The organism is Suipraeoptans intestinalis (genome assembly GCF_009696485.1).
Taxonomy (GTDB): domain Bacteria; phylum Bacillota; class Clostridia; order Lachnospirales; family Lachnospiraceae; genus Suipraeoptans; species Suipraeoptans intestinalis.
In genome coordinates this window covers 747,338-765,970 of the sequence record NZ_VULY01000018.1, presented here as the reverse complement: position 1 = coordinate 765,970, position 18,633 = coordinate 747,338, and the positions used below count along the sequence as shown (strand labels likewise).

General features: G+C 47.1%; 13 protein-coding genes. 10 read left to right on the top strand and 3 right to left on the bottom strand.

Going from position 1 to position 18,633, the window contains the following annotated elements; translation table 11 throughout:
- Window positions 1-105: 105 nt before the first annotated feature.
- The 9 genes from FYJ34_RS04270 to FYJ34_RS04230 all read left to right on the top strand — a co-directional run bounded on the left by FYJ34_RS04270 (window position 106) and on the right by FYJ34_RS04230 (window position 12,448).
- A complete protein-coding gene (locus tag FYJ34_RS04270) occupies window positions 106-1,899 on the top strand; it encodes an L-fucose isomerase (RefSeq protein WP_154476524.1) in 1,794 nt (597 codons plus the stop codon).
- A gap of 11 nt (window positions 1,900-1,910) precedes the next feature.
- On the top strand, window positions 1,911-3,380 hold the full coding sequence (locus FYJ34_RS04265; protein WP_154476522.1) for a rhamnulokinase: 1,470 nt from the start codon (window positions 1,911-1,913) through the stop codon (window positions 3,378-3,380).
- Between the two features lie 55 nt (window positions 3,381-3,435).
- The gene (locus FYJ34_RS04260; protein ID WP_173017055.1) at window positions 3,436-5,151 is read left to right on the top strand and encodes a response regulator transcription factor; all 1,716 of its coding nucleotides are present in this window, start codon (window positions 3,436-3,438) and stop codon (window positions 5,149-5,151) included.
- The gene (locus FYJ34_RS04255; RefSeq protein WP_154476518.1) at window positions 5,148-6,956 is read left to right on the top strand and encodes a cache domain-containing sensor histidine kinase; all 1,809 of its coding nucleotides are present in this window, start codon (window positions 5,148-5,150) and stop codon (window positions 6,954-6,956) included. Before FYJ34_RS04260 ends, FYJ34_RS04255 begins: the two co-directional genes overlap by 4 nt.
- The gene (locus FYJ34_RS04250) at window positions 6,953-7,915 is read left to right on the top strand and encodes a substrate-binding domain-containing protein (RefSeq protein ID WP_154476516.1); all 963 of its coding nucleotides are present in this window, start codon (window positions 6,953-6,955) and stop codon (window positions 7,913-7,915) included. Before FYJ34_RS04255 ends, FYJ34_RS04250 begins: the two co-directional genes overlap by 4 nt.
- 159 nt (window positions 7,916-8,074) lie before the next feature.
- The gene (locus FYJ34_RS04245; RefSeq protein ID WP_276959111.1) at window positions 8,075-9,568 is read left to right on the top strand and encodes a sugar ABC transporter ATP-binding protein; all 1,494 of its coding nucleotides are present in this window, start codon (window positions 8,075-8,077) and stop codon (window positions 9,566-9,568) included.
- 17 nt (window positions 9,569-9,585) lie between these two features.
- The gene (locus FYJ34_RS04240) at window positions 9,586-10,557 is read left to right on the top strand and encodes an ABC transporter permease (protein ID WP_154476512.1); all 972 of its coding nucleotides are present in this window, start codon (window positions 9,586-9,588) and stop codon (window positions 10,555-10,557) included.
- Window positions 10,558-10,704: 147 nt separating this feature from the next.
- Window positions 10,705-11,766: an ABC transporter substrate-binding protein gene (locus FYJ34_RS04235; RefSeq protein ID WP_154476510.1), complete on the top strand. Its 1,062-nt coding sequence runs from the start codon at window positions 10,705-10,707 to the stop codon at window positions 11,764-11,766.
- A gap of 247 nt (window positions 11,767-12,013) precedes the next feature.
- The gene (locus tag FYJ34_RS04230; protein WP_154476508.1) at window positions 12,014-12,448 is read left to right on the top strand and encodes an RbsD/FucU family protein; all 435 of its coding nucleotides are present in this window, start codon (window positions 12,014-12,016) and stop codon (window positions 12,446-12,448) included.
- Between the two features lie 186 nt (window positions 12,449-12,634).
- Here the strand turns inward: FYJ34_RS04230 and FYJ34_RS04225 are convergent, their stop codons facing one another.
- The 3 genes from FYJ34_RS04225 to FYJ34_RS04215 all read right to left on the bottom strand — a co-directional run bounded on the left by FYJ34_RS04225 (window position 12,635) and on the right by FYJ34_RS04215 (window position 17,259).
- Window positions 12,635-13,774 carry a DUF4317 domain-containing protein gene (locus FYJ34_RS04225; RefSeq protein WP_154476506.1) on the bottom strand — a complete coding sequence of 380 codons (1,140 nt, stop codon included), beginning with the start codon at window positions 13,772-13,774 and terminating at the stop codon, window positions 12,635-12,637.
- A gap of 162 nt (window positions 13,775-13,936) precedes the next feature.
- Window positions 13,937-15,481 carry a response regulator transcription factor gene (locus tag FYJ34_RS13705; RefSeq protein WP_154476504.1) on the bottom strand — a complete coding sequence of 515 codons (1,545 nt, stop codon included), beginning with the start codon at window positions 15,479-15,481 and terminating at the stop codon, window positions 13,937-13,939.
- A complete protein-coding gene (locus FYJ34_RS04215; RefSeq protein ID WP_154476502.1) occupies window positions 15,475-17,259 on the bottom strand; it encodes a sensor histidine kinase in 1,785 nt (594 codons plus the stop codon). Before FYJ34_RS04215 ends, FYJ34_RS13705 begins: the two co-directional genes overlap by 7 nt.
- A 183-nt stretch (window positions 17,260-17,442) precedes the next feature.
- Here FYJ34_RS04215 and FYJ34_RS04210 point away from each other — a divergent pair, with 183 nt between their 5' ends.
- Window positions 17,443-18,486 (top strand): autoinducer 2 ABC transporter substrate-binding protein, encoded by a 1,044-nt coding sequence (locus tag FYJ34_RS04210; RefSeq protein ID WP_154476500.1) that lies wholly within the window; start codon window positions 17,443-17,445, stop codon window positions 18,484-18,486.
- Window positions 18,487-18,633 lie beyond the last annotated feature (147 nt).

Sequence of the window (18,633 nt, the reverse complement as noted above, 5' to 3'; positions counted from 1 at the left end):
AAGTGAATATTATTATATTTTTTCTCTATTATAACACAAGAAAAGGGAAAAGAGCAGAGGTATAATGTAGTAAATGTATAAAATAGTCATAAAGGAGGAATTCATATGGCAGCGAGCAGATTAGTAGGAGCTTATCCGGTGATCGGGATCCGTCCCACCATTGACGGCAGAAGAGGAGCGCTGGATGTAAGAGGGTCTCTGGAAGAGCAGACCATGAATATGGCAAAGGCAGCAGCAAAGCTGTTTGAAGAAAACTTAAGATATTCCAACGGAGAACCGGTGAAGGTGGTCATTGCAGATACCACCATCGGACGCGTGGGAGAGACGGCCGCCTGTGCGGAAAAGTTCCGCAGAGAAGGCGTAGATATCACGGTGACGGTGACACCCTGCTGGTGCTACGGATCAGAAACCATGGATATGGATCCTCATACCATCAAGGCTGTCTGGGGATTTAACGGAACCGAGAGACCGGGAGCAGTTTACCTGGCCTCCGTGCTGGCAACGCATGCACAGAAGGGACTGCCGGCGTTCGGGATCTACGGACACGACGTGTGCGGGGCAGATGATACAGACATTCCGGCAGATGTAAGGGAAAAGCTTCTCCGCTTCGGACGTGCGGCAGTGGCGACGGCTTCCATGCGGGGCAAATCCTACCTGCAGATCGGCTCCATCTGTATGGGGATCGGCGGATCTATCATTGATTCCGACTTCATTGAATCCTATCTGGGTATGCGGGTAGAATCCGTAGATGAGGTGGAGATCATCCGCCGTATGACAGAAGGTGTTTACGATCAGGCAGAATATGAAAAGGCTCTTGCATGGACGAAGGAATATTGCAAGGAAGGCTTTGATACCAATCCGGAGCATCTGCAAAAATCAAGAGAGCAGAAGGATTCCGACTGGGAATTTGTAGTGAAGATGATGGTGATCATCAAAGATCTGATGAATGGAAACAAGAATCTTCCGGAGGAATTTTCCGAAGAAGCCATCGGACACAATGCGCTGGCGGCAGGATTCCAGGGACAGAGACAGTGGACGGACTTTTATCCCAACTGCGACTACCCGGAGGCCCTGCTGAATACATCCTTTGACTGGAACGGAGCAAGAGAACCGTATATCTTGGCAACGGAAAACGATGTTCTGAACGGACTGGGCATGATGTTTATGAAGCTTCTTACCGGAAAGGCTCAGATATTTGCAGACGTTCGCACCTACTGGAGCCCGGAGGCAGTAAAAAAGGCGACCGGATTTGAACTGACAGGACTGGCAAAGGAGTCGGACGGATTCATCCATCTGATCAATTCCGGAGCGGCTTGTCTGGACGGAAGCGGAGCTGCCAAGGATGAAAACGGCAACGGCGTGATCAAGCAGTGGTGGGAAGTAACGGAAGAAGACCAGAAAGCCATCATGGATGCCACGACCTGGCACTATGCAAATAATGGATATTTCCGGGGAGGCGGATATTCCTCCAGATTTGAAACGAAGGCGGAAATGCCGGTAACCATGATTCGTCTGAACTTGGTGAAAGGACTGGGACCGGTGCTTCAGATCGCAGAGGGATGGACGGTCAATCTTCCGGAGGAAGTATCGGACGCCCTGTGGAAGAGGACGGATTATACCTGGCCCTGTACCTGGTTTGCACCAAGGATCACAGGAAAAGGCGCTTTCAGATCTGCCTATGATGTGATGAACAACTGGGGAGCAAACCACGGAGCCATCAGCCACGGACATATCGGGGCAGACGTGATCACCATGGCGTCTATGCTTCGGATCCCGGTATGCATGCACAATGTACCGGAAGAAGAGATTTTCAGACCGGCAGCATGGAATGCATTTGGAGAAGATAAGGAAGGACAGGACTACAGAGCCTGCGCTACATACGGACCACTTTACAAATAGAGGGGTGTGCTATGGAAAAAAGAGTATTGGCCTTTGACTTTGGGGCATCAGGGGGAAGAGCTATGTGCGGCACCTTCGATGGGGAGAAAATCTCCATCGAAGAGCTGCATCGGTTTTCCAACGACCCGGTGCTGGTGAACGGCACCATGTACTGGGACGTGTTGCGGCTGTTCCATGAGATCAAGCAGGGATTGATCCGTGCAAAAAAATACGGGAAAATAGAAAGTCTGGGAATTGATACCTGGGGGGTGGATTTCGGACTGGTGGATGAGCAGGGAAGGCTTCTGGAGAACCCTGTTCATTACCGGGATGTGCGTACCGCCGGCATGATCGAAAAGAGCTTCCGGAAGATAGATAAGGAACGCTTTTACCGGATCACCGGAAACCAGTTTATGGAATTAAATACGGCGTTTCAGCTGCTGTCCCTGACAGAAGAGAGAAAAGAACTGCTGGAGAGGGCGGACCAGATGCTTTTAATGCCGGACCTGTTTAATTTCTTCCTGACGGGAGAAAAAAAAGCAGAGTATTCCATCGTATCCACCACGCAGCTGATGGATGCAAAGGAAGGATGCTGGTCGAAGGAAGTGATTGAAGCCTTAGGGATCCCGGAACATATTTTTCCGGAGATCATTCCCAGCGGCACCAGGGTAGGAGAGCTGTCCGACGCCGTCTGTCAGGAATTGGAGCTGGACAAGATGGATGTGATCGCGGTGGCGGGACACGATACCCAGAGCGCCATGATCTCTGTTCCGGCGAAGGAGAAGGATTTCATCTTCTTAAGCTGCGGAACCTGGTCGCTTCTGGGAACGGAGCTGGATGCGCCCATTATCAGCGAAAAATCCAGAAACTACAACATCACCAATGAGGGAGGCTATGAAAAGAAAGTCTCTTTCCTGAAAAATATCATTGGCCTTTGGTGTATCCAGGAAAGCCGCAGACAGTGGATGCGGGAAGGCAAGGAATATGGTTTCGGAGAGCTGGAAGAGCTGGCAAGAAAAGCCCAACCTCTGAAATGCTTTATCGATCCGGACGCACCGGAATTTACACCGGCAGGAAACATCCCCAGACGGATCCGGGAGTTCTGCCAGAGGACAGGACAGGAAATTCCTGAGACGGTAGGAGAGATCGTCAGATGTATCGACGAAAGTCTGGCTATGAAATATCGTTATGTCAAGGAAGAGATCCAGGAATGTACAGGAAAGACCTACGAAACCCTCTATATGGTAGGCGGCGGGACACAAAGCAGGTTGCTTTGTGAATGCACGGCAAATGCCTGCGGCTGCACCGTCAGCGCAGGTCCCATAGAAGCTACCGTACTGGGCAATATTGCCCTCCAGCTTCTGGCGCAGAAGGAAATCTCCACACTGGAAGAGGCGAGACAGATCATTGCACGCTCCCAGGAGATCAGGCAGTTTGAGCCGGAGAACGAAAGAGACTGGGATGAGGCTTACGAAAGATTTCAGAAGGTCATAGGAAAATAGGACCAGATACAGAAAAAAAGCTCAATCGGAAGGCTGCAGGCAGCAGGGATACCGGTTGGGCTTTTCATTGTCACAAAACAGAAATCATGATAAAATCTGCCTATGTGACCAGGGAAACAGAGGACGCCAGAGGCGGGCAGACTCTGTCGGGAAACGGGAAGAGAAAGTGGAGGCAAGGATGTACAAGGCAATATTAGTAGACGATGAGATTCTGATCCGGGAGGCCATCCGTGACAACATAGACTGGGAAAGTCTCGGATTTGTACTGAAAAGAACCTGTGAAAATGGAAAGCAGGCCATAGAAGCCATTGAGGAAGAGCAGCCGGATCTGGTGCTCACAGATATCTGTATGCCTTTTGCAGATGGACTGGAGGTGTCCCGGTATGTCTATGAGCACTGTCCCCACTGCAAGGTGGTCATTATCAGTGGGTATGATAACTTTGATTATGCACAGCAGGCCATCCGCTATCAGGTCATGAAATACGTGTTGAAGCCGGTGACGGCCCAGGAACTGAAGAAGCTTCTGACGGAGACGAAGGAGGAGCTGGATAAGGAAAAAGAGCAGGAAGAGCAGCTGGAGAAGATCCGGGCCGTATATGAACGAAATAAGCCATATTTCAGGGAACGGCTTCTGAACCAGATGATACGGGGGAAAAAGTTGGGGAAGACGGGAGAGCGGCAGCAGAAAGAGTACGGCATAGCATTTTCCGGAGAATATTTCAGTGTGATCCAGATCTGCTTTGCCCATCCGGAAGACTGCGACGACCTGAAGCTGTTTATTCTATTCAATATTACGGAGGAACTGGTGCAGCAGGAGGCAGGCTGTATTGCTTTCCTGGATATGGGGAATACGGCGACCCTGATCCTGAGCGGGGAAAGCGAGTACCATCTGGAAAAAAGGATCCAGGAGGTGGGAAATCATATTCTGTCGGTGTTGACCAGCCATATCCGGCAGCCGCTTCTGATGGTGGTGGGCAAAAGCGTGACGGATCCGGAAGATCTCTCGGTATCCTACGATAACGTGCAGAAGGCAAAGGAATACGGCTTTTTATTTGAAGATAATTCCATCGTGTTTGGCAAAGAGCTGACGGGTTTTTACAGGCAGAGGATCTCCGGAGAAAATGACTGGGCGGCGCAGCTGATCCCGATCATCAAACGAAATGAAAAGGCGGAGCTGCAAAAAGAGGTTCGATCCTGCTTTGACGATATCCGAACAGAAATGATGACCAGAACCAGGGCGGCCATCTACCTTCAGAGCATCCTGATGAAGCTTCTGTTTTTTGTGGAAGAAGCGGGGATCCGCCCGGAAGTGAGAGGCGACTGGGAAAAGAAATGTCTGGAAGAAGCTTTTTACCGGGGAAATTTAGACGAGATGGAAGGCTTTCTCTATACCTTTTGTGAGGAGATTGCACAGGAGCTGTCTGCGGAAAGAGACGACCTGGGAAGGAACATGGCGGTCTGTGCAATGGAGTTTATCCAGAAAAATTATAAGGATTCCAGTCTGTCTTTGCAGCAGGTCTGTAAGTTTCTGGCGATCAGTACCAGCTATTTCAGTACCCTGTTCAAAAATCAAACGGGGAAAACCTTCGTGGAAGCTTTGACAGATTGCCGGATCGAGGCGGCGAAGGAGCTGCTTTCAACGACACAGATGAAAAGCTACGAAGTGGCGGAGGCTGTCGGATACAGTGATGCGCATTACTTCAGCAGTATTTTCAAGAAAAATGTGGGAATGACGCCGAAAGAATATGCGAGAAAACGGAGTAAAGTATGAAAAAGATTCTGGCAAGCTACAAACAGTTTTTGCAGAGACAGAAGATCCAGACGGCTCTGATGATGTACTTTGTGGTACTGCTTCTGGCGTCGTCCATGCTGTTTTTCTTTTTAACATTCCGGTATACCCAGAAAAGTATGGTGAACAATTCCAGGGAATATACGACACAGCTGATCCACCAGGTCAACAATGAGATAGACACCTATATGAACCACATGAAAGACATTTCTTCCATGGTGTTTGACAGTCAGGATATCCAGAACTTCCTGTTTCGGGAGCCAAAGTGGGAGGAAGGAGAAAAAGAACGGGTGCTGGCACAGTTTGGAACGATCATGGATACCAGGAAGGACATCCGCAATATTGCGGTGATCGGAGACGACGGAAGGATTGCTCTGAACAAAGGAACCTCCCTGCTGAATCCCTATGCCGCTTTGTCAGAACAGGGGTGGTATACCCAGGCAAAAGAAAGAGGTGGGGCAGTGGTGCTGTCCAGGCCGCATATTCAGAACATGGTGTTTGGCAGATATGATTGGGTGATCACCTTAAGCCGCGGCGTCGTCCATGACGATACCCAGCGGGTAGGAGGGGTCTTCCTGATCGACCTGAACTATCGGACCATTTCCAGTCTGTGCGGCAGCGTCAGCCTGGGAAGCAAGGGATATATCTATGTGGTAGATCAGAAGGGAAACATCATCTACCATCCCAAACAGCAGCTTTTTCACAGCGGACTGAAGCAGGAGGAACTGGGAGTAGCTGCTTTCCTCAGTGAAAAATCCGAAACCAGCGTGATCCGGGGGAAGGGAAAAGAGAGAAAGCTGTACACCATGTCTACCTCTCCCAATACCGGTTGGACCGTGATCGGAGTGGCGTACATGTCGGAATTCCAGAAGGAAAGCAGACATCTGCAAAGGGCATATCTGATGATGGCGGTGCTGTTGCTTTTGCTGGGGATCAGTCTGTCCGTATTTTTATCCAAGAGCATCACCCGCCCTATCGTACGGCTGGACCAGGCTATGAAAGAAGTGGAAAAAGGGCATTTTAAGGAGGCTGTGGTAGAGACGGAAGGACAGGCGGAAGTAAGGAGGCTGGGGGAATCCTTCAACCTGATGGCAGAAGAGATCCAGAACCTGATGGCAGAGAATGTAAAGGAGCAAAGGGAAAAAAGAAAAGCAGAGATGCGGGCGCTTCAGTCTCAGATCAATCCGCACTTTCTGTACAATACCCTGGATTCTATCATTTGGATGGCAGAAAGCGGAAAACATAACGGGGAAGTGGTAGAGATGACCTCCGCCCTGTCCCGACTGTTCCGGCAAAGCATCGGAAACGAGGAGGAGATGGTAACGATCGGAAAGGAAATGGACTATGTCCGTACCTATCTGACGATCCAGGGAATGCGATACCGGGATAAGCTGACCTACACCATGGAAGTGGAAGAAGAGGTGGCGCAGGAGACCATCGTGAAGCTGACGCTCCAGCCTTTGGTGGAAAATGCGATCTATCATGGAATCAAGTACATAGAAGGGCCGGGCAGGATCTCCATCCGGGGCTATTATCAGCAGGAGGATATCGTTCTGGAGGTGTCGGACAACGGCATCGGAATGGAGGAGGAACGGCTTCGGACGCTGTTGTCGGAAGCTGCGTCATCCCTGCAAAAAACAGGGCTGGGCGTGGGCAATGTCCAAAACCGCCTGAAGCTGTATTACGGAAAGGATTACGGCTTATCCTACGTGTCTCAGCCGGGAAAAGGAACCACAGTCTATGTGCGGATCCCGGCAGGAAGAGGGAGCAGGGAGGTGACGGAATGAACAAAAAGAAGCGGAATGCACTGCTTTTACTGACAGCGTTTCTGGGGCTGCTGCTCCTGGGCGTCCTGACGGAGCAGGGCAGACAGAAGATCCGGATCGTTTACATTTCTAAAAGCAATGAGCAAAGTATTGATTTCTGGCACTCTCTGACGGAGGGGGCGGCCATGGCGGCAGAAGAATATGAGATCGACTATACCTTTCTGGCACCTCTAAAGGAAACCGATTACCAGAAACAGAATGCACTGATCCGGGAGGCCATCCGGATGAAGCCGGATGTGATCGTCCTCTCACCGGCAGACAGTGAAAAAACGCTGAAAGCGGCGAAAGAGATCAAGAAAAAAGGGATTCCCCTGGTGTTGGTGGATTCAATCTTAAAGGAGGAGATCGCCGACTGCATCGTGGCAACAGACAATGTAAAAGCCGGGGAAGAGCTGGGAAATTATATGAACACCATCTGTAAGGGGGAAGAAAGCGTGGGACTGGTCAGCCATGTAAAGGACAGTTCTACCGCCATCGACAGAGAGACCGGGATCAAAAACGTTATAGAAGCGCCGGTGGTGGATCAGGTATACGGGAAGTCCGATTACGAGTATTCTTATGAAGTGACCAGACAGATGCTGCAGGCGCACCCGGAGATCACGGTGATCATCGCCACCAACGAATATGCCACGGTGGGAGCCGCTACCTACATCAAGGCGACGGAGCAGGGGGGAAAAGTAAAAATACTGGGATTTGATAATTCGGTGAAGGAACTGCAGATGCTGGAAGCAGGGATCATAGACGGGATCGTAGTGCAAAGGGCATTTGACATGGGATATCTGGGAATCCAGGCTGCCACCTCGATCGCCCAGGGAAAACAGGTGGAAAAACGGATCCACTCCGGCTTTCGACTGATCACAAAGGAAAGCATGTACACGGAGGAAAATCAAAAGCTTCTGTTCCCCATCTGGATGGATTAAAGTGAATATTTTACTAAAAAAGGTAATTATCTTTCGGATTGCGTAAGATATTTACCTTTTTTTGTAAGATTTCCCATTCCGGTGAAAGATGGGGGATTTTATAATAAACAAGAACCAAGAAAGAGGCAGAACAGACAAGATAGAATGGAAGGTGAGAGAGTGGGTGAAGTGATTTTAACAATGAAAGAGATCGACAAATCTTTCGTTGGAGTACACGCACTGAAACAGGCGCAGCTGGAACTGAAAAAGGGAGAAGTACACGCACTGATGGGTGAAAATGGTGCGGGAAAATCCACTTTGATGAAGATCCTGACCGGTATTTACAGCAAAGATCAGGGAACCATCGTTTACGAGGGGAAGGAAGTCGAGTTTAAGAACCCGAAAGAGGCGCAGAATGCAGGAATCGTGATCGTACATCAGGAACTGAACATGATGAACCATCTGACGGTAGCCCAGAATATCTTTGTGGGCAGGGAAAATATGAGCGGCAAATTCATCAACGACAGGAAAATGGTGGAGGAAGCGCAGAAGCTGTTTGACCTGCTGAACATCGACATCGACCCGAGGGAGACCATGGGAAGACTGACCGTTGGGAAGCAGCAGATGTGCGAGATCGCAAAGGCCATTTCCACAGATGCGAAGATCATCGTATTTGACGAGCCTACGGCAGCCCTTACAGAGACGGAGATCAACGAGCTGTTTAAGATCATAGACGACCTTCGGAAGAAGGAACTGGGACTGATCTATATTTCTCACCGGATGGATGAGATCAAGCGCATCACGGACCGGGTAACGGTTATGCGTGACGGAGAATATGTGGGAACCCTGGTTTCCAAAGACTGTACCAAGGACGATATCATAAACATGATGGTAGGCCGTGTGGTATACGAGGAACCGAAACAAAAGAGCAATGTGCCGGAAGATGCGGAAGTGGTGCTGAAGGTGGAAAAGCTGAATGCAGGAAAGCTGGTGAAAAATGTCAGCTTTGAGCTGCGAAAGGGCGAGATCCTGGGATTTTCCGGGCTGATGGGCGCCGGGCGGACGGAGACGGCGCGGGCCATCTTCGGGGCAGATAAGATAGACAGCGGAGAGATCTATATCCACGGAAAAAAGGTGGAGATCAAAAGTCCGCAGGATGCCGTCAGACACGGGATCGGATATCTTTCGGAAGATCGAAAGAGATACGGCGTCATCGTGGAGAAGACGGTAGCAGAGAACACCACCATGGCATCCCTGGAAAAGTTTACAAAGGGACTTTTTATAGACAAAAAGAAGGAAGAAGAGATTTCCGGGAAATATGTGGAGGCATTAAAGACCAAAACGCCTTCTGTGAGACAGGCGGTCAGAAACCTTTCAGGAGGAAATCAGCAGAAGGTTGTCATTGCAAAATGGCTGACAAGAGACAGCGATATCCTGATCTTTGACGAGCCTACCAGAGGAATCGACGTAGGAGCCAAAAGTGAGATCTATGCATTGATGAATGAACTGGTCAAACAGGGAAAATCCATCATTATGATTTCTTCAGAATTAACAGAAGTGCTGCGTATGAGTGACCGGATCGTGGTAATGTGCGAAGGCCGCAAGACGGGAGAGATCGACATTTCGGAGGCATCCCAGGAAAGAATCATGACGGCAGCAACACTGAGAGATTAGAAAGGAAGTACGGAAACATGAAAAAGACAATTAAAACACAAAAATTTGTGGCGGTACTGGCATTGATACTCCTGTATGCATTCTTCAGCTTTTTTGGAGCCAACTTTTTTCAATACAGTACCTTGATCAGTATTTTTGATTCAGCTTATTACATCGGTTTCATGGCGATCGGAGTAACCTTTGTCATCATCACCGGAGGAATCGATCTGTCCATCGGTACCGTCTGCATTTGCTGCTCCCTGATCGGAGGCGTCCTGCTGAAAAAAGGAGCGCCTATGGCAGTAGTCCTGCTGGTTATCCTGTTGCTGGGCGTTCTGCTGGGACTGGCAAACGGACTGATGGTATCCATCATGGGACTTCCGGCATTTATCGCAACGCTTGGCACCATGATGATCACCAGAGGCTTTGGATCCATCGTAACCGGAACAGCCAGCATCACATACCCGCAGGGAACGGATGCAGGGGCATGGTTCCATAATATCTTCAAATTTAAGGGAGAAGGACTTCCGGGAGCAGGGATCCCCACAGGATTCATTCTTCTGATCGTACTGGCAGTGGTAATGTCCATTATCCTGAATAAGACCAGACCGGGACGCTATATCCTGGCGCTGGGAAGCAACAAGGAAGCAGCCAGATTGTCTGGTGTAAACGTAGTAAAATGGGAAACACTGGCATACATTTTCAGCGGATTCTTTGCGGCGCTGGCAGGAATTTCCTACGCAGCAGTGTATTCCACCTTGATGCCGGGAACCGGAAACGGATTTGAGCTGGATGCCATTGCCGGTGTCGTGATCGGAGGAACATCTCTGTCAGGCGGTATGGGATCTATCTCAGGAACTTTGATCGGTGTATTTATCATGGCGGTATTAAAGACAGGACTTCCTTTCGTAGGTCTGCAGCCGCATTATCAGCTGTTCATTACCGGATTTGTATTGATCGGCGCAGTATTTGCAGACGTGCTGAACAGGAAAAAAGCAGCGTCTGTCTAAAGAGGCAGAAGAAGCCGATGCGGGAGAGGTTCCGGTCAGCGGCAGGAGATGGAGGCTTCTCAAAGAGAAGATCCTGCAAACAGATATTATGTCTGCTGTGGCAGATGTAAATATAGAAAACAAAAAAGAAAAAGGGAGGATTTCAAAATGAAGAGAAGAATTCTTAGCGTGTTGTTGTGTGCAGCAATGGTGTCCGCACTGGTAATGGGATGCGGATCCAAAAAGGAAGAGAAAGCTTCCGATGAGGACAGTGCAAAGGGCGGCACGGTAGAAATCGTAGCAAAGGGATTCCAGCACGATTTCTGGAAAGCGGTAAACAAGGGTGCAGAAGAGGCTGGAAAAGAGTTCGGCGTAGAAGTGAATTTCGTAGGACCGAAGGACGAGTCTGCAGTGGCAGAGCAGGTAGAGCAGCTGAACAACGCCATCAACAAGAAGCCAAGCGCAATCTGTCTGGCAGCTCTGGATCCGGACTCTGTAAAGAGTGCACTGGATACCGCACAGTCCAGCGAGATTCCTGTGATCGGATTTGACTCCGGTGTTCCGGGAAGCAAGGTGATCGCAGCTAACGCTTCCACAGACAACTATGCAGCAGGAGAGCTGGCAGCAGAGAAAATGTATGAACTGATCAAAGATAAGGTAACAGATCCGGCTGACACTGTACGTATCGGCGTTGTTGCACAGGATGCGGTATCTCAGTCTATCGGCGACAGAACGGCAGGTTTCATCGACAAGATGGTAAAACTGATTGGAGAAGATAAAGCTTCTGTAGAAGGACATGACAAATACAACAAAAAAGTAGACGGTGCAAAAGTAATCGTTGAGGTTGGAATTCCGGCAACCGTAGAAGATGCAGCCTGCGTAACGGTAGCAAACACACTGCTGAACAAAAATGATCTGGTAGCGATCTATGGTTCCAACGAGTTCTCTGCAAAGAACCTGGTAACGGCAAATGAAAGCTTGAACAAGCTGGGCGCAGACAAGGTGATCGGTGTTGGATTTGACGCTGGAAAGATTCAGCTGGATGCCATCAGAAGCGGAGTTTTGGCTGGTTCCATCACACAGAATCCGGTACAGATCGGCTATAAAGCAGTAGAGCTGGCTGTAAAGGCTTCCAAAGGTGAGAAAGTATCTGACGTAGATACCGGATGCCTGTGGTATACAGCAGACAACATGGAAGATAAGGAAATCGCTCCTTGCTTGTATGAATAAGAAAAAATCCTGTGAGGCCTGCGAAACGGTTTTATTTCCCGGAATGTAATTTTCCATGAAATAAAACGAAGGCAGATCGGTTGTCAGGATACGGATACGGAGGGTGCTTTTGGCACCCTCCGTATCGTTGAAGGAACAACCCGGGAACAAAAAACGCGGGAATACATAAAAAATATCGGAAAAATATGGGGGAATAAGAAAAAACAGAACCCCCAGAATCAAAGACAGAAAGAAGAGGGAGAGAACCATGCTGAAAGGAATACCAAAAATCTTATCGCCGCAGCTTCTGAAGGTGCTGTGTGAAATGGGGCACAGTGACAGGATCGTGATCTCAGACGGGAATTTTCCGGCGGAATCCATGGGGAAAGATGCGATTGTGATCCGCTGTGACGGACACAATGTTCCGGAACTTTTAGAAGCGATCCTGGAGGTGTTTCCTCTGGATACCTATACCGAAAAACCGGTGACTTTGATGGAAAAAGTTCCGGGAGATACGGTGGAGACACCCATCTGGGATACCTACAGGGAAATCGTGAAGAAGTATGATGCCAGAGGAGAGGCTGTGGTAGGAAATCTGGAAAGATTTGCTTTCTACGAGGCGGCAAAAACAGCATATGCCATTATCGCAACCGGGGAATCGGCCCTGTATGCCAATATCATGCTGCAAAAAGGTGTGATATAAAAAGGCAGGTTCATAAGATCCGAAAAATACAAAATACGAAAAACAAAAAAGACACAAAAATACAAAAGACACAAAAGACACCTCATCGAATCTGATCTGTGTCCTTTCAGCCGGAATGAAATCTATCGTCATGCCTACTGAAAAGGGAGCAGATCAACTGAAAGGAGGTGTCTTTTATCATGGGTGTTACTCCAGACTGTTTTTAAAGACAGGCGCCGGCATTCCATTGACTTCCAGATAGTCCTCTACCGGGATCACCAGACAGTTTCGTCCGTCGATCTCCCGGACAGAGATCAGGTCGCTTCTGTCGGCAGGTACTTTCACAGATACTACCGAGGTTTCCACCTGAAAGTGCTTGGTGCCTGCGATATTGGAAGCCAGAAGAGTGCGGGACTCTCCTGCCATCTGATCAAATTCTTCTTCAAATGTGAGCAGAGATTCCTCCGACGCCCCTTCCTGCGCCAGCAGTTTTTTTACATCCGATCTGGAAAGCTCCAAAGGCTCCGGAGCGTCCTTGCTTTCCTCCAACATTTCCTGGATGGATTCATGGATGTTTCGGATGGCCTCATAGTGGCAGGCATCTCCCAGCGTATCGCTGACCAGCGCCTGGAAGGAGGTTTTTTGGTCCATGGCGCTCAAGGGGACGTTGCCGCCCAGCACATTCTGGATAAAAACCGGCTGGAGCTCTTCCGGTTTTTTTGTATAGTACAGGGCATGGTGCATATCACAGAGTCTGTCGGAGAAAGCAGGAAATAAAAAGCCTCCCACAGGAGCGTCCACAAACCAGTCCCGGATCCGTTCTTCGATCAGATCCGTCTCCGCATTATAGGTCAGTCCCGGTTTTGTCAGCTTTACAGGACAGATACTGCATAAAATGTGCTCGTACACATTGTCCGAAGCGTCAAACATCTGGGAGCCGTCGGAGGATTTTCCGGGAACATCGTAGACAGCATGGATCAGGGTGATATAGTAATTTTCCGCAAACACATAATTTTCAATCACCTTATCAAAAAAGGAATGGACCAATTCCTCATCTTCCAGTCGGGAAGTACGAAGCTGGCAAAGAAGCTGATAAGCTTCGCCGGAGAGCTCAGATTCCAAGGGAAAATCTACGGACAACAGATGCTTTCCAAAAGTGCCGGACAGGGTGTGCCTGAAAATATCAAAATATTTAAACGCTTCTTCCTCCGGGAGAGTCAGGAAGGTTTTGGACATCTGCGCCTTTTTTTCTTTTTCATAATCTACATAACAGCCGCAGATACGGGTAATGGAGCAGTTCTCCGGTGTAAACTGACGGCGGATTTCCAAAATTTCTTTTTTGTTCATACATGTAACCTCTCTTCTTTTAAGAATCAATATTGCCGAGAGGATCGCAGATCCTGCCGGCAGCGAGAATGCGTCTGCTTTCCGCATGGTGATGCCTTCTTAGTTTAGCATGGAGATTGGGGGAATAAAAGGGAATTTTTTACTTCCCCAAATAAGTGTTTCTCACATTTCTGAAAGAGGTTGGCGGAGCGTCTTTATGTATTTACTGGGAGTATGGCCGGTTGCTTTTTTAAAAATCTGGCTAAAATACTGAGGATTATTTCCACAGCCAACCAGATCGGCGATTTCCTGAATGGATTCAATGTTAGAGGAAAGCATAAACTCCTTTGCTTTCAAAATTCTGTAGTCTGTCAGGTATTTAGAAAACTTGCAGTCGGTTTCCTGCAGAAATTTTTTACTCAAATAATCAACATTCATGAAAAGATAATTTTCTGAAATCCATTTCAAGGACAGGTTAGAGTTGCAGTAATGCTGCTGCACCAACTTTTTGATTTTGGAACTCAGAGACAGTGACACTGGATTTGACTGAAAACTAAGATAGTGATTTTCCAAGTAAACTTTTATTTGTTTTTTTATTTCAGGCAGAGAAGTTTCGGTGTCAAGGCGAAGAAGAACTTCTCTCATTCCGGAGATGTCAAGCGTTCTGCTTTTTGTAACGACTGTCATCATGATGGAAGTAGACAGTTGTTTCAAAAAGTCTGTGCTGGAAATGGAAGACAGTAATTGTAGCAAAGAAGTTAAAGCATTCTTACCAACAGATGGATCAGGTGAAAATACCTGAAGTACGAGTGTCTGTGTTTCCTGAATGATATTTTGATAGTTGTTTAATGATGTGGCGGTCTTTGCATTCAAGCTGCTGGTATAGTAAATGGTATCATACCTTCGGATATGAGGAATCAGTTCTTTTAGAACATCCAGCAGATTGTCGGATGTTTTGTGTTTAAATTCAGGAAGAACATCAAAGTCATCGGTAAAGCGATGTAATAATTCCGCTACAGAATCTGGAGCAATCGCAAAGGAAGGATAGTAGAGGATCAAAGTGTTTTGCACATAAAGAGCATCCATAAGCAAGTGAGGAAAAGCGTGAAACTTATACTTTTGCAGTGCTTCCAATATTTGTGGATAATCCTGTGGCGTGACATAATACAGATACCATAGCTCGTAAGAAATATGGATGAAATCAAAATATTTGGAAAAGGTTCTGCTAATAGATTCCAGCGGCAAGGCGTGGGGAGGAGCACTCAAACACAGATTCAGACTGTTGACCATGATGCTGTGGTAGACATCCAAATGAGCATCAGACTGGTGCATAACAGGGGAAAATAGCATGGCGTCGGCATAATCTTTTTTCACACTGTTAATACTGTCTATAATCTGGTTTTCATTGCACGGCTTTAGGATATAATGCTTTACCCCGTACTTCATGGCTTCTTTTGCATACTCAAATTCATTGTAGCCGGATAAGATGATAAAATGTGCTTTCTGATGGATCTCACTTATCTTTTGAATCAGATCCAGACCGGACAGTCCCGGCATTTTTATATCCGTTAAAATGATTTCCGGATATTCATCCAATATGATATTGTAGGCTTCGATTCCATCCTTTGCAGTACCGATCAATTGAATGCCAAGGGATTCCCAGTCAATGAGGGTTGCCATAGTTTCCCGGATAATTCGTTCATCGTCTACGATCAATAGTTTCAGCATGTGGTTCCTCCCGGTAAAGTGATTCGTGCGACAGCATGTTCTTCATCCAAATTAAAGAGAGTCAATCCATATTTAGCGCCATAAATAAGTTGAAGGCGTTTATGGATGTTTAGCAAGCCGATACCGAAGCCATGAGGTTCGATAAGGTTTTGCTCCAGTTTCTCCAGCATATTTGGAGAAAACTGGGAGTTGCTGTTTATGATATCCAACACAATGGAATGGTCGGCTGTGTATGTTCCGTGGATCATAATGGAACAGTCTTCCGCATTTTCTTCAATGGTATAACGAATTGCATTTTCGACCAGCGGTTGTAAGGTTAAATGAGGCAGGTGTACAGACAAGATAGAAGGGTCTACCGCTTCGCAATAGTCCAACCGGTTCTCGTATCGTATTTTCTGAATAGTCAGATAGTGTTTTACTGTTTCCAGTTCTTTTTTCAGTGTAGGAAAGGCGGGAGAAGAGCCGAGGCTTTCCCGAAGGAGAATGCCGAGGGACTCTGTCATGGAAGAGATGCTTTTTTCTCCAATGGCTTTTGCGCGCCAATTCACTGTTTCCAGCGTGTTGTATAAAAAGTGAGGATTGATTTGACTTTCCAAGGCTTTGAGTTTTGCGTCTTTTGCCAGAATCTCATAGACATAGTTCTGTTGAATTAAAGTCTGGATTTTTTGAGCCATTTTGTCAAATTGCTTGTGCAGGATTCCGATCTCATCATTGCGATCCGAGTAATCATAAGGAGAAACCGGGATTAGAGTCTCATTTTCAGCAAAAGTATTCATTTTATCTACCAGCCGCATAAAATCATTGTTAATAGATTTTGTGATCTGATGAGAAATGAGATAGGAAATCACTACAGCGAGCGTGATGATAATAAACACAGTACGAAGCGTCAAATTTATCGTTTCGGAAATGGCATCATACGGAATCAGGCAGATAAAATTCCAGCCAGTATTTTCCAGAGTTCCGCGGAGACCAAAAAAACGTTTTCCGGAAGCCGTAATGATTCCGTAACTACTGTCCAGCTGCGACTGAGCGAGTTCAATTTGCTGTTTGTTGATGTCGCTTGTCAGATAAAATAGTCTGCCGGACCGGAATAACGCATAATGCACCTTGTCCGCATAAAGGACGGAAGAAGTGGAATCCTGAATGAACCGATCCATTTGAATGCCAACGACAACAGTGCCAAGGGTATGGAATTGTAGATCCTCTACCTGTCTGCAATCACGTGCAAGGTAAAGAATTCCGGAAGAAGAACAGTAATCGGTAATCCAGACGGGGTATCCGGAATTATTGTGAGCACGAGCAGTAATAACGGCAAGCTGTTCCTGTGGGATATCACTGATCCTGGCATTGTAGCTGGAGGTCATGCCATTACTGTAATACATGTTAATAAAACTGATATTGTCATCCTTGTAGATTTGATGAAAGTCGGACAAAGTAGCTTCTATGGCGGATTTAGAGTTGTTTGATCGAACGATTGCCGTGGGATCCTGAAGGATTTCTCCTTCTTTTCCAAGTGTGATCAGGTTCTTTTTGATAGCAGAATTTGAAACAAGAGAACTGGTCATGTATTCAATGTTGGAAAGTTTGCTTTCAATATCGTCTGCGCTGTAATTGAGGGAGCCGGAGGCGGCTTTGTACAGCAATTGATTTTCAGAATGCATGACTGCAAGAAGACTGACAAAAGCTGTAATCAGCAACAAAAAAATCAGAAGGAGGCTCATAGAAAGGATTTTTGTTTTTAGTTTCCAATTCTGTTTTGCGGTAAAAAATGTCTTCATGATGTAAATCCTCGCAGCAGTATTTTGATGAGGATTATTATAACAATAAGAAAAAATGAAAGCAATTTTGCCACAGGAAAAAGTCGGATTTTTAAAAAAAGGCATCGGTTTAATTTATATGATTTTGCGGGAAAGCCAGATATAATATCCTTATCAAACAGATCGTGATAGGAGGAAAGAAAAATGAAAAAGAAGTTTGTTTCAATGCTGGTGTGCATAGGGATGTTATCCACATTACTTATGGGATGCAGCACAAGTACAACGAAGACCGCGTCTACAAAGGAAACGGAGGATTCTAAAAACAAGAGTGCAGATCCGGAAGATTACCAAGTGGTTATGATTGTCAAACAAAGTGATTCCTGGTTTGATGACATGGCGACAGGAGTAGAGCAGTTAAAAAAGGATACCGGTCTGAATGTGACGGTGCAGGTTCCGGAAACGGGAGACGCAGCAAGTCAGATTTCCATTATGGAAGATCTGATTGCACAGGGGGTGGATGCTATCTGTATCGTTCCCAACGATCCGTCTGCATTGATCCCGACCATTGAGAAAGCAAAAGAAGCCGGGATTGTAGTAGTGTCGCATGAAGCGCCGGGAATAGCAGATACGGTAGATCTGGATGTGGAAGCGTTCGTGAATAAAACTTTTGGAGAATTGTTCGGAGAAAAACTGGCAAAAGCAATGGGTGGAAAAGGAAAGTATGCGGGATTTGTAGGCGGTCTGACGATGGAAACCCATATGGAATGGTACCAGTCGGCAGTGGACTACATTACTGAGAATTATCCGGAGATGGAATGTGTAACAAAAGAACCTTATGAGGATGGAAACAGTGTAGAAGGAGCTCATGACAAGACGCTTGAAATCTTAAAAACCTATCCGGATATAGCAGGGTTCTTTGATTGCTCCGCACATGGAGGAGGAATCTGCGAAGCTTTGCAGGAAAAAAATAAGGCAAAAGAAGTCAAGGTAGTATCACTGGCACTTCCCAGTATGTCGGCAACCTATTTGGAAGATGGATCGATGCAGGCGGGCTTGGCATGGCGTCCGGCGGATGCGGGATATGCTACCTGTTACGCAGCATACCTCTTGGCGTCAGGGCAGGAGATTAAAACGGGAACAGATCTGAAGATCACAGGATATGATGCGATAGAAGTAAAGGATGGAGTGGCATACGGAAACGCACCTCTTGAGTTTACAGCAGAAAATATTAACGACTATAAGTTCTAGCAAATGAAAAACTGCTGCCCGACAGAGTTCGGGCAGTAACTTTTTGTAATGGCGATAAGAGAAAAGTTGCGACTATGCAAGGCCTTGACAACTGTCTGCGATTCTGGAATGTACCTTTTAGCATTCCGGGTGTTTACAAAATACAGA

Excerpts from the sequence above, each read along its gene's own strand:
- FYJ34_RS04230 (WP_154476508.1), top strand. The coding sequence starts at position 12,014 with ATGCTGAAAGGAATACCAAAAATCTTATCGCCGCAGCTTCTGAAGGTG.
- FYJ34_RS04270 (WP_154476524.1), top strand. The coding sequence starts at position 106 with ATGGCAGCGAGCAGATTAGTAGGAGCTTATCCGGTGATCGGGATCCGT.
- FYJ34_RS04265 (WP_154476522.1), top strand. The coding sequence starts at position 1,911 with ATGGAAAAAAGAGTATTGGCCTTTGACTTTGGGGCATCAGGGGGAAGA.
- FYJ34_RS04250 (WP_154476516.1), top strand. The coding sequence starts at position 6,953 with ATGAACAAAAAGAAGCGGAATGCACTGCTTTTACTGACAGCGTTTCTG.
- FYJ34_RS04255 (WP_154476518.1), top strand. The coding sequence starts at position 5,148 with ATGAAAAAGATTCTGGCAAGCTACAAACAGTTTTTGCAGAGACAGAAG.
- FYJ34_RS04225 (WP_154476506.1), bottom strand. The coding sequence starts at position 13,774 with ATGAACAAAAAAGAAATTTTGGAAATCCGCCGTCAGTTTACACCGGAG.
- FYJ34_RS13705 (WP_154476504.1), bottom strand. The coding sequence starts at position 15,481 with ATGCTGAAACTATTGATCGTAGACGATGAACGAATTATCCGGGAAACT.
- FYJ34_RS04210 (WP_154476500.1), top strand. The coding sequence starts at position 17,443 with ATGAAAAAGAAGTTTGTTTCAATGCTGGTGTGCATAGGGATGTTATCC.
- FYJ34_RS04215 (WP_154476502.1), bottom strand. The coding sequence starts at position 17,259 with ATGAAGACATTTTTTACCGCAAAACAGAATTGGAAACTAAAAACAAAA.
- FYJ34_RS04240 (WP_154476512.1), top strand. The coding sequence starts at position 9,586 with ATGAAAAAGACAATTAAAACACAAAAATTTGTGGCGGTACTGGCATTG.
- FYJ34_RS04235 (WP_154476510.1), top strand. The coding sequence starts at position 10,705 with ATGAAGAGAAGAATTCTTAGCGTGTTGTTGTGTGCAGCAATGGTGTCC.